General features: G+C 35.0%; 8 protein-coding genes. 4 read left to right on the top strand and 4 right to left on the bottom strand.

What is annotated here, in order from left to right; translation table 11 throughout:
* The coding region (locus PKK00_12135; GenBank protein ID HNW99149.1) for an amidophosphoribosyltransferase at positions 1–1020 on the bottom strand (1020 nt) is incomplete at its 3' end.
* 112 nt (positions 1021–1132) lie between these two features.
* On the opposite strand from PKK00_12135, the gene PKK00_12130 reads away from it, so the two are divergent.
* Positions 1133–1702 carry a DUF3109 family protein gene (locus PKK00_12130; protein HNW99148.1) on the top strand — a complete coding sequence of 190 codons (570 nt, stop codon included), beginning with the start codon at positions 1133–1135 and terminating at the stop codon, positions 1700–1702.
* A 76-nt stretch (positions 1703–1778) separates the two neighbouring features.
* Here PKK00_12130 and PKK00_12125 read toward each other — a convergent pair whose 3' ends face one another.
* A complete protein-coding gene (locus PKK00_12125) occupies positions 1779–3032 on the bottom strand; it encodes a peptidase U32 family protein (GenBank protein ID HNW99147.1) in 1254 nt (417 codons plus the stop codon).
* 69 nt (positions 3033–3101) lie between these two features.
* Between PKK00_12125 and PKK00_12120 the strand changes: the two genes are divergently transcribed.
* Positions 3102–3647: a hypothetical protein gene (locus PKK00_12120; protein ID HNW99146.1), complete on the top strand. Its 546-nt coding sequence runs from the start codon at positions 3102–3104 to the stop codon at positions 3645–3647.
* Between the two features lie 65 nt (positions 3648–3712).
* On the opposite strand, the gene PKK00_12115 is transcribed toward PKK00_12120, so the two are convergent.
* Positions 3713–5734, bottom strand: a complete 2022-nt coding sequence (locus PKK00_12115) for a T9SS type A sorting domain-containing protein (protein ID HNW99145.1) — start codon at positions 5732–5734, stop codon at positions 3713–3715.
* Positions 5735–6156: 422 nt separating this feature from the next.
* On the opposite strand from PKK00_12115, the gene PKK00_12110 reads away from it, so the two are divergent.
* Positions 6157–6918 (top strand): DUF4382 domain-containing protein, encoded by a 762-nt coding sequence (locus PKK00_12110; protein HNW99144.1) that lies wholly within the window; start codon positions 6157–6159, stop codon positions 6916–6918.
* A 59-nt stretch (positions 6919–6977) separates the two neighbouring features.
* Here the strand turns inward: PKK00_12110 and PKK00_12105 are convergent, their stop codons facing one another.
* Positions 6978–10001 (bottom strand): class I tRNA ligase family protein, encoded by a 3024-nt coding sequence (locus tag PKK00_12105; protein ID HNW99143.1) that lies wholly within the window; start codon positions 9999–10001, stop codon positions 6978–6980.
* A gap of 840 nt (positions 10002–10841) precedes the next feature.
* Here PKK00_12105 and PKK00_12100 point away from each other — a divergent pair.
* A complete protein-coding gene (locus PKK00_12100; protein ID HNW99142.1) occupies positions 10842–12845 on the top strand; it encodes a carboxypeptidase regulatory-like domain-containing protein in 2004 nt (667 codons plus the stop codon).
* Positions 12846–12918 lie beyond the last annotated feature (73 nt).

Here is a 12918-nt window from a genome sequence, read left to right as displayed (position 1 = left end):
TTTTCTTTCCTGGTAAATATTTTTATCTGTTCCGCGCGAGAAATAAATTCGTTCAAACGAACAGGCTTTTTTCTCGTGTGGTTCGCGACAACTGACTTCGTTGCATGAGCCATCTTTTTTAATAATGATGGCATTTCCCGGGGTAAGTTCTTTAACTGCTTCAACCGGTAAATTAAAAGCAGTTTGTATTGCCGGACGTTCCGATGCAACAACAACTATTTCATCATTCTTAAAATAAAAAGCTGGTCGGATACCCCACGGATCGCGCATTACAAAAGCATCGCCATGACCAAACAATCCGGCAATAACGTACCCGCCATCCCAATCGCGGCATGATTTGGTAAGGATATGTTGAATATCCATATTTTGCTGAATAAGCGGCGATATCTCTTTTTTTGTTAACCCTTGTGCCCTATATTGTTTAAGCAGATCATCCGTGTGCCCTTCAACATAATGACTTATTTTTTCAAGAATTGTAACTGTATCTGTTGTTTCTACTGGATGTTGTCCCAGGTTTAATAATTTATCAAACTGCTCATCAACATTGGTGAGATTGAAATTTCCGGCAACAGCAAGAGTTTTACTAAGCCAGTTGTTCTGTATTACAAAAGGATGACAACTTTCAATATTATTTTTACCAAAAGTCCCATAACGCAAATGTCCTAAAAATAATTCTCCGGAAAATTCTGTGTTATGTTTCAGCCACCTTGTGTCGTTTAATCGTTCGGGATTTTTATTATAAATTTTTTCTAAAGAATGATTTATATTATCAAATATGTCTTTTATTGGTGTTGATGTGTTTGAACGCAAACGGTCGAGATAATTATATCCGGGATCAACATCAAACTTTACACCTGCAATACCGGCGCCATCCTGTCCACGGTTATGTTGCTTTTCCATTAAAAGGTAAAGCTTATTTAAACCATAGAATGTTGTGCCATATTTTGCAAGGTAATATTCAAGAGGTTTTAACAGCCTGATAAGGGCAATGCCGCATTCATGCTTTATTGAATCGCTCATAGAGGAGGAATTAAGAAGCAAAATTAGAAGATTTTTTCTAAATGACTTCATCAATAGAAATGTATTTTAAAATATTTCAATAAGAATTTTATTAAAATTATATTTTTGCAAAATGATAATTATTGAAAACACATTAGTTTCGGAAAACATCGTGGATAAGAAATTTGTCTGCGATTTATCGAAATGCAAAGGAGAGTGTTGTGTTGCAGGCGATGCAGGCGCTCCGCTTGAAGAAAGCGAACTACCTATTCTTGAAGAATTATATCCTTATTATAAAGAATATCTTACTCCCGAAGGAATTAAAGCCATAAAAAAACATGGATTTTTTGTAGTGGATGATGATAAGGAATTTTTAACTCCTATGGTTAGTAAAGAAAAATATTGCGCTTATGTTTATTATGATGGCGATATTGCAAAATGCGCTATTGAAAAAGCTTTTTTTGAAGGGAAAATAAAATTTCGCAAACCCATTTCTTGTCATTTGTATCCTGTGCGCATAACCCAGCTACGCGATGTTGATGCCGTAAATTACCACCAGTGGGATATTTGTAAGTGTGCCTGTGAACTTGGTGAAAAGAAAAATGTTCCGGTATTTCGGTTTTTGGAAGAACCGCTGAAAAGAAAATACGGTGAAGAATGGTATAGAGCCCTTGAAGCTGCGGAGAATCTAAGAAAATTATAGTGTAACTTTAATTTTGCTAAGCCGTTACGTATCGGTATAAAACGTGATTTTTCCCCAAAAAAGTTTAGAAATTTTTTTATAAATCTTCTGCTTCAACCAGCTTATAAACTTTATCATTTTTTCTTACAACAGCATTAACAGGGATGGAGCATAAATCTCCTTTTTCTGCAACATCAGATTTTTCAAGGTCGATACGAATTTCTGAAATTTTCATTTCAATTACCCCACTTGTGGGACCGATGATTAAAATTTCTTCGCCTGTATTTATTTCGTGAGTTTCAATTTTTACTTCAGCGACTTTTAGTTTAGAAAAATAATTGGTAATTTTTCCAACATAAACTTTTGTTTTGGTTGCTCGCGAACCATATTTTTCAGTCCATTCACCTAATTTTTTTCCCAGGTAATAACCATCCCAGAAGCCGCGATTATAAACGGAATTAAGGCGACTCATCCATACATCAATTTTATTTTTCGAAAAAGTTTCATCAGCTATAGCATTAACAGCTTCGCGATAACATGAAGTAACTGTTTTTACATATTCAGGTGAACGGCCACGCCCTTCAATTTTTAGAACTTTAACTCCTGCTTTCAGGATTTTATCAAGGAAACCTATGGTACATAAGTCTTTTGGCGACATGATGTATTGGTGGTCAATTTCAAGTTGAACATTTTCTTCCTTATCAGTAACCATATAACCTCTGCGGCATAATTGCAGGCATGCTCCGCGGTTTGCCGAATAATTCATATTGTCGAGACTCAGGTAGCATTTTCCTGAAACAGCCATGCACAAAGCGCCATGCACAAATATTTCTATTTTTAAAAGATTTCCTGAAGGGCCTTTTATTTTTTCTTTTTCAATTTGGGTTACAATTTCAGCAACCTGCTTTAAAGTTAATTCGCGTGCGGTTACAACAACATCGGCAAATTGCGAATAATATTTTACGGCTTCGATGTTGGTAATATTGCATTGGGTTGACATGTGAACTTCAACACCAACATTTCTTGCATAAAGTATTACCGACATATCGGAAGCAATTATTGCAGTAATATCATTTTCTTTTGCAGCATCCACAATATTTTTCATCAGTTGTAGTTCGCTGTCGTAAATGATGGTATTAAGCGTAAGATATGTTTTTACATTATTTTCTTTGCAGATACTGCTTATTTTTTTCAGGTCGTCGAGGGTAAAATTATTTGCCGAACGCGAACGCATGTTCAGTTGCTCAATACCAAAATAAACCGAACCGGCACCGGCTTGTATTGCTGCCATCAGCGATTCATACGAACCTACCGGCGACATGATTTCTATATCAGAAGAATTTTTTTTCATCAATAAAACAAAGTTACAGCTTTTTATGAATTTGATTATATTTGCGCCATGTTTTAATATTCTTCAATTATGAAAAAAATAATATTTGCTTCAGTTGTAGCTGTTTTCATTTCATTTACATTTATTTCCTGCGGTCCTTCTTCAAAGGATGCAAAAGCCTATAATGATGCATTGGTTGCTCAGGAAGAACAGGTTATTAATGCTGAAAAAGAATTAGTGTTAGCTTTAACAAAAAATTTAAGTGCATCACAAACAGATGCTGCTTATGAAAAATTGCTGAAACAACTTGAAAAATCAACCGATTCAGTGAAAAGCGTAAAAGACTTTAATGGAAAATCGGATTTAAAAGATGCATTAATGGTTTTATTTGAAACGTATAAAACTGTTGTGAATAAAGATTATCCTGAAATAATAAAACTAAATAAAACCAACGATACAATTATAACAATGGCTGAGGATTTTGATAAAAAAATTGAAATCACCGACCACATTGATTCTGTTCTGAATGCTTCAATTGATAAATTTGAAAAAGTTCATATGGAGTTTGCAAAGAAATATCGTTTGGAATTTACCGATAAAAAAGAACAGGCTGTTACTGAAGAAAAGAAAAAATAAATTTTTATAATGTTGAAAGGGCGCAGCGCGTAGCGCTGCGCCCTTATTGTTTTAGCCCAAAATAATTATTGAAGAACCATTTTCCCTTTACCTATTATTTTCCCTGAATTGTTTTTAATGAAGTAGAAATAAATTCCTTCTTTCCAATCGCTTGTTGTTATTGAATTCTGAGAGTTTTCAAGCGAAACATTTTTTATAATTTCCGAAAGATTGTTGTAAATGATGATCTCGCAGGGGAAATTATTTCCTTCATGAATCTCGATCGTAAATTCATTATGGAAAGGATTCGGGAAAATATTTATGTGAATATTATCTTCTGTATTTTCATGAATACCATAGTCTGTAATATAAAATCCAAAATTATTTGAATAAGAAATATCACCGTAATTACTAAAGTTGATAATATACTTTCCACTTAAAGGACATGTTATAAAACTATTTGGTGATACGTCATTGGGAGCGTATAAAGTATCATTTAACTGGTCGGTCATAATACTGAAATCGCCCAATGAGTTTGTTATGACCGGATAATGACCTGGCATAACATATAATGTTTTTCCCGATAATCCATCTTCACTTGCGTCTTGTATGCAATCCTGGTTACCATCAACAAACACGCGCCCTTTTATAGTGTAGCATTTTGAAGTGTCGTTTTCAATGACAACTGTATTTGAGGCAATACATCCATTTACATCAGTTACAGTTACACAGTACGTTCCGGCACATAAATTTGTTGCTGTACTTGTAGTTTGGCAAGGAACAGTATTCCATGTATAAGTATACAAATTACCTCCACCGGAAGCAACTGCAATAGCACTACCATTGCATAAATTACAAGTTGCATTATGTCCAACGATATATACAGTTGGTCCTGGCGTGTTAACTACAGTACCACATGCAGTAGCAGTACATCCGTATAAATCGGTTACAGTTACACAGTACGTTCCGGCACATAAATTTGTAGCTGTACTTGTAGTTTGACAAGGAGTAGTATTCCATAAATACGTATATGGAGGTGTACCAACATTAATAATACTAGCTGTTGCAGTGCCATTGCATTCTCCGCAGTATTCGGGTGTTGTGGAAACAGTTACTGTAGGGCCGGGTATATTATCTACTGTGCCACATGTTGTAGAAGTACATCCATTTGCATCAGTTACTGTTAAACAATATGTGCCGGCGCATAAGTTTGTAGCACTATGGTTAGCCACTCCATTGTTCCAAAAGTAATAATATGGAGGCGTGCCACCAGTAATACTTGCTGTTGCAGTTCCATTACAATGACCGCAATAATCAGGTGTTGTAGATACAATAACTGATGGTCCTTGTATTTCATTTAATACAATTGTTGAAGTATTTACACATGCCATAGCATCAACCACAGTAAGCGAATAAGTACCGGCTGATAAATTGGTTATTGTTGGTGAAGTGGAATTATTACTCCACAAGTATGTATATGGTGATGTTCCTCCTGAAGCGCTTGCTGTAAGCGAACCATCGTGATGGTAACAATGTTCGGGATTAGAGGTAACAGATACTACTAATTGCGGGTCTACTTCGACTGTTATACTCATAGTAGAAGTACACCCATTCGTAAAAGTTATAGTTGAAGTATATGTGGTTGTTACAAGCGGGCATACAATTATTGAACCTGTACCTAAATTCCCCCAATCACATGTATATCCTCCCTGAGGAAAACAGCTTAAAGAAGCGCAATCCCCATAACAGATAGGTGACGATGGTGGCGTATAAATATCTGTTGGAATTATTTTTACTGTAACAATAATTGTATCAATAGCTGTATTTAATGTGGCATCAGTAACTGTAAGAATATAAGTAGTTGTTGTAGCTGGCGTAGCTATTGGATTTGCCAGTGTATCATAATTTAATCCTGTTGAAGGACTCCATTTATATTTATAAGGAGCTGTTCCTCCTGAAGCAGCAGGTATTCCGCCAATAGTAACGGATAAGCCTTCGCAGATTGCTGTGTCTTTGCCAGCATTAGCAGTAAGAGCTTGTGCATGTAATGTTTTATTCTGAAATAAAACTAATGCAAGAATGGTAAAAATCAAGCAATATCTTTTCATAACATTAAAATTTAAAATGTTTTCAAAATTTTATTTAAAAAATTTTTATGTGTAGTCTTATTACACTACTACTCTAAGAGGATGAGCAATTACTAAAATTATATGTCGAAAATAAATTTCAGTCTCTACAAACAAAGACTGGCATTTTTTGAAAAGGTTGCCTGAAAAAATTTTGGATAAATAAAAGAGAAAATATTTTCATACATTATAATATATAGCGAATTCAATAAATGATTATCTTGGTTTTATATTTTTCTAAATTATTGGAAATAAAATTTTTGTAATAGTGTTTGAATATTTTAATGATAGAATAATATTTTAAAATTATTTTTGTAAAAGCAACCAATATAAAATATAAACGTCTTTTATTGGTTACTTGTAATACTTTTTATATAAAGAATGAAAAATTTAAACTGATTAATATGAAAACAATAAAATTTATTGTTCTTGCAATTGTAATATCAATTTTTGGGGTTGCATGTAATAAAGACAAGGGAACAGATACTACATCTGTAAAAGTAAGATTAACGGATGCTCCGGGTAATTTCCAGCAGGTTAATGTTGAAATTATTGGAGTTGAATTTAAAATTAATGGTGGCGCTGAAGTAAATATGAATGTAAATTCAGGAATATATAATCTTCTTGATTTTGCAAATGGTGTTGACACACTTATAGCTAGTGCAGATGTTCCTTCAGGAACACTTTCGCAAATCCGCCTTATCCTGGGAACAAATAATTCAATTATGGTTGATAGTGTTGTTCGTCCGTTGGCAACACCCAGCGCTATGCAATCAGGATTAAAATTAAATGTGCACAGCGAACTTACTGCCGGAGTGGAATATGAAATTCTTCTGGATTTTGATGCGAATCAATCGATAGTTAAAACTGGTAATGGAGATTATCAACTTAAACCTGTTATCAGAACAGTAGCTGTTGCTGAAAATGGTTCGGTTCATGGAACTGTTGCAACTCCACAGGCATTGCCTGCAACAATCACTGCAACGGATGGGAGTAATACTTATTCGTCAATTACTAGTACCGGGGGAGGATTTCTTGTTCAGGGAGTTCCTGCCGGAACATATACCGTTACTGTTACTCCGCAGTCGCCTTATACTGCTGTTACTATTTCTAACGTAGTTGTAACAACGGGAAGTATGACTGAGCTTGGAGTTATAAATTTTTAGTATAGAAGTTTTCCAATACACAAACTATAAAAGGAATCAGATTTCTGATTCCTTTTTTGTTATATTACAACATTCACAATCTTCTTCGGAACAACAATTATCTTCTTCGGCGTTTTGCCTTCGAGCCATTTTGCAGCATCTTTATGTGTGAGTGCATTTCTCTCAACCTCTGAACCAGGCATGTCTACTGGCAGTTCAAGAGTGAAGCGCATTTTCCCGTTGAACGAAACCGCATACGTGCAATTATTTTCAACAAGGTATTCTTCATTGAACGTAGGAAAATCAGCCTTTGTAACGCTTTCTTTGTTTCCGAGCAAACTCCATAATTCTTCTGCAATGTGCGGTGCATAAGGCGAAATGATAATTGCCAGATCGCTGAGTATGGAGCGCTTGTTGCATTTCAAATCGGAAAGATCATTTACGCAGATCATGAAATTACTTACTGCCGTGTTGAACGAAAAGCGTTCAATATCATCCTGAACTTTTTTAATTGTTTTATGTAAAACTTTCAATTCATCTTTTGTAGGCGCATCGTCCGACACACAGAAATTATTTTCCGTATCGTGATACAACCGCCACAGTTTGCGGATAAAACGGAACACGCCTTCAATACCTTTGGTGTCCCATGGTTTGTGCTGTTCCAGCGGACCAAGAAACATTTCATACAAACGCAATGTATCGGCTCCATATTTTTCTATTAGGTCATCGGGTGTAACAACATTGTATTTTGATTTTGACATTTTTTCTACTTCAGAAAAGGTTTTAAAACACCCTTTTGGTAATTTATCTAAAGGTTCATAACTGTTTTTCTCCTTATCATATTTCCAAAATTTTTTCTTGTAATAAAATCCAGAATTATTTGTTATAAAGAAAGAATCTTCAAATCCATGACCCCAGTTATCAATTAATTCGTCAAGATTAATTTCAGAGTTATCAACAAATACTATTGGAATATTAAGGGAGCGAAGTGTTTTAATATGTAATTCATTGTTTTCAGAAAAAGTCTCTTTTATATCTGCACTATAAAAAATCTGAAATGGACCGTTTGGTAATTCGATTGGGCTACCATAATAGAAAAATTCTAAATTTTTAAAGGATTCTTTTGTTTTTACATTATATAAATTTAATCCATTAAAATCTACACTTCCACTTTCATAACTTGCAAAACCTTCGTAATATATTTTTTCAGACTTTCCTTGTATCATCCCTTGATTGATAAGCTTCTTGAAAGGTTCTTCTTTACAAACCAAACCAAGGTCGAATAAAAATTTATTCCAGAAACGCGCATACATCAAATGCCCTGTTGCATGCTCAGCTCCGCCAATGTAGAGGTCAACATTTTCCCAATATTTATTGGCTTCTTTTGAAAAATATTCTTTATCATTCCACGGGTCCATGTAGCGCAGGTAATATGCGCTGCTTCCTGCAAAGCCAGGCATAGTGCTGGTTTCAATAGGATAGCCTTCCTTTGTTTTCCAATTTTTCGCACGGGCTAATGGCGGTTCACCTGTTTCTGTTGGCAGATAAGCATCAACGGCTGGTAGTTCCAAAGCATTTTTAATAATCTCTGCTTCGTCCATGGCATAAGGGATTCCGTCTTTGTAATAAATCGGAAATGGTTCGCCCCAATAACGCTGGCGACTAAAGATCGCATCACGCAAACGATAATTGGTTTTTCCATATCCAATGCCCATTTCCTCAACTTTTTTAATCACTGCTTTTTTTGCTTCAGGAACTTTCATCCCGTTTATAAACCCTGAATTTACAACGGTTCCATCGTATGAGTCGTAAGCTTCTTTTGTAATATCGCCGCCTGCAATGACTTCTTTAATCGGTAGGTTGAAATGATTTGCAAAAGCCCAGTCGCGTGTGTCGTGCCCGGGAACAGCCATTACTGCGCCGGTTCCGTAGCCTGCCAACACATAGTCACCAACCCATATCGGAATTTCTTCATTGGTGAAAGGATTGATTGCGTATGCTCCTGTGAACTCACCGGAAATTCTTTTTACATCGGCCATGCGCTCGCGCTCACTGCGGTTCTTGGCTTCGGTAACATATTTCTCAACAACTTCTTTTCTGTCAGAAGTTGTAATCAAATTTACATATTCATGTTCCGGGGCAAAGGTCATATAAGTAACTCCGAAGATCGTATCAGGACGTGTGGTAAAGATTTCCATGAATAAATTTTCATGTCCTTTGATAGCAAACTTAACCATAGCGCCTTCCGATTTACCAATCCAGTTACGCTGAATTTCTTTTATTGAATCCGACCAGTCAATTTCGTCAAGTCCGTTCAGCAGGCGTTCTGCATAAGCTGTAATGCGCAGCGACCATTGCTTCATGGTTTTTCTTTCAACAGGATGACCGCCACGAACCGAGAAACCTTCGCTCACTTCATCGTTGGCAAGAACCGTCCCCAGTGCGGGACACCAGTTTACCATCGTGTCGGCAAGATAAGCCAAACGGTAATTCATCAATATTTCCTGTTGCTCTTTTTCATTCATCGCTTTCCATTGCGATGATGAAAATTCTTGTACATCGCTGCAAGCCGCTTGAATACTGGTATTTCCGTTCTTCTCAAATTCTTTAATTAAAATTTCAATCGCTTCGGCTTTATCATCTTTTTTGTTGTACCACGATTTGAAAAGTTGTATAAAGGTCCATTGAGTCCATTTATAATATTTCGGGTCGCAGGTTTTAACTTCGCGGTCCCAGTCGAATGAGAAGCCAATCTTATCAAGTTGTTCACGATAACGTGCCAGATTTTTTTCTGTTGTGATAGCAGGATGCGTGCCCGTTTGAATGGCGTATTGTTCGGCCGGAAGGCCGTAAGCATCGTATCCCATGGGATGCAGCACATTAAAACCTTTCAATCTTTTGAATCTTGCATAAATATCTGATGCAATATAACCTAGTGGATGTCCTACGTGCAAGCCTGCTCCCGAAGGATAAGGAAACATATCGAGAACATAATATTTAGGTTTGCTTGCTTCACCCGCAGGCGGATTTTCTGCTTTATACGTTTTGTTATCGCTCCAGTATTTCTGCCACTTTGGTTCTATTTCCCTGAAATTGTAATCCATAATAATTTGTTTAATGTTATTGGTTTAGAGCAACTGGTTTGGATTAATGTCATTAGTACTTTAAAAATATTATTCATCCCTTATACCGACTACTACTAACTAAACAAGCTGCCTTACCTATCAACCCAATACTATTTTTATAATCCGCGAAATTAGGAATTTATAAGGAAAGGAGAAAATTAAAACTTGAAACGGATTTAAATAAAAGTAATTTTTGGTCAATTGTTTTTAGTTTGAACAGCTGGTATGGTTGAAAGTGAAAAGGTAATTGTTATTTTTTGAAACTATAAACAAACAACTAAAGCCCAAACCAGTTGCTCAACCTCACACCTTACAACTTTATTGGTCAATTGTTTTAAGTTTGAGTGGCTAGTAAGGTTGAAAGTAAAATGGTAATTGTTATTTTTTAAAACTATATACAAATAACTAAACCCAAACTAGTTGCCCCACCTCACACCTTACAACTTTATTGGTTGATGGTTTTAAGTTTGAGCAGCTGGTAAGGTTGAAAGTAAAAAGTTGATTGTTATTTTTTAAAACTATAAACAATTAACCAACAAGAATCAACTAAACCAGTTGCCAAACCCAACAACTTATAACTTTTTAAAAAGGTATCTGCGGAAAAATTTTTATGAAGAACATGAATTTTATTAAAATTTCATTTACTTCTTAAAACTTACCTTAAACTGGTTTGTTGAAGCCGTTCTCTTGCTATAACTTTCATTTGGTAAAATATTATTTTACTTTTAAAATAGATACACACTATTCGCTAACCTAAAATAATGACGTATGAAAACTTCCAACACAATCAAAAAAACCTGCATAATCATTTTAATTTTTATGCAGAGCACAAGTCTTTTCCCTCAGCAAGGCAACATTACCGGAAAAGTAACGGATAAAACACTTAATGAAATTCTTCCCGGGGCAACTATTGTTGCATCAATTAATAATACTATGAAGTATGCTGCTTTAAGCGATATAAATGGCACATTTAATTTTAAACTTGATAAAGGTACTTATGATATAAGCGTAAGTTTTATCGGGTTTAAAAATTGTATAGTTAAGAATATTAGAATTGGTGATACCATAGTAAATATGAATTTTGAACTTGAAGAAAGCCAGCAAAACTTGCAAATGATGGAAGTGAAGGAATATAATGCTCCTTTAATCCAATATGATATGGCTTATTCAGTATCTGGTATTAAAGGAGTAAAGGCAGAATCAATTCATAATGTAAAAAGGTCATCAAAAAGAAATGCTGTTACCGTTTCATATATAGATGATGCATTAGAATTAATGGATATAACAAATAATAATGACATTATCATTGAAGAAGAAGAAATGTCAGGAAAACTTACAGCCGGACAGCTTAATGATTTTGGCAAGTGGTCGCTTTGGAAAGATATTACAAAAACAGATCTTAAGAATTATCAGAATATTTGGAAAATATATCCTCTTAATAGGTATTCAGTACAGGTAGAATCGGAAAAAGGAATTCCGGTTGTTGATGCTATCGTTATTTTAAAAGATAATAAAGGAAATCTTATTTGGTCTGCTCATACTGATAATACAGGTAAAGCGGAACTGTGGAGTGAAATGTTCAATGAAAAATTATCCAAAGAAAAAATCATTTCAACAACATATAACGGAAAAGAATATTCCATTTCAACACCGGTCAAATTTTCTGAAGGATTAAATATGTTTAAAATTCCGGTGTCTTGTGAAATGCCTGAAATGGTTGATATTGCTGTAGTGGTGGATGCAACCACTTCAATGGATGATGAAATCGCGTACTTAAAAAAAGAATTAGTAGATATTTTAAATAAAACTAAAAATAATTATCCCGATCTTAAATTAAATCTTGGAAGTGTTTTTTATCGCTGTCCTGACAATTCATATATTACTAAGAAAAGCGATTTTTCTACAACAATAGATAAAACCCTTGACTTTATTAATGAACAATATTCTGACGAAGGAGGTGAAGAAGCAGTAGAAGTGGCATTAGATGTAGCGGTTAACCAAATGAAATGGAGTGCATCGGCAAGAGCACGAATATTGTTCCTGGTGCTTGATGAACCTCCTACAACTGACAGTAGTGTGGTTGCTAAGTTAAAACAAGTATTGATTGATGCTGCTTCAAAAGGAATAAGAATAGTTCCAATTGTAGGTAGTGGCGAAGGATACGAAAAGGACAGGAATATGGAATACCTGATGCGTTCATTGGCACTGGGTACAAACGGTACTTATGTATTTCTGACCGACCACAGCCAGATAGGTAATGCGCACACCAAACCGATAACCGATGAATACGACGTGGAAATATTGAATGATCTGTTATTGCGCCTGATTTATGAATTTACTTTTGTCCCCGACTGTAATAAATCCATTGATGCAAAAGATATGAAAGATACAATGTTTGTGTTTAACCCGAAAATAATTGCTCATGAAGTTGTAGATAGTTCATTGCTTGATAAACATGGAAAAAGCCCGGAGGTAAAAGATACCATGTTAGTTGTATTCAATGTTGATTCCTCTGATATACATGCAAATCAGGATAGCATTGAAGAAGTTGTTGAATCAGCTGATAATACAAACGAGATAATCAATGAGGACTTCAGAAAATTTAAATATTATCCTAATCCCACAAGTAGCGTTTTAAATATTGAATTTGATGGAGAGGTTAAAGAAATTTATCTTGCTGATATAAGCGGGAAACTGCTCGAAAGATTTAAGATAGATAACAATATGCTGCAAATTGATATGAGTAAATATCCTGTAGGAATATATTTCGTACAATGTTTTAATAATAATAAATGGCTTTCCGGGAAAATTGTAAAAAATTAAAAGGTAGTTTCATAATTCCCGTTTAACATATTTTAGTTCCCGTTGAAGTAATTTTTATTAATTTTACCCGTTT

The sequence above is a fragment of the Bacteroidales bacterium genome (assembly GCA_035353855.1).
Lineage (GTDB): Bacteria > Bacteroidota > Bacteroidia > Bacteroidales > CG2-30-32-10 > DAOQAK01.
Note: the sequence above shows the minus strand (reverse complement) of the source record. Positions and strands in the feature narration are given on the sequence as shown.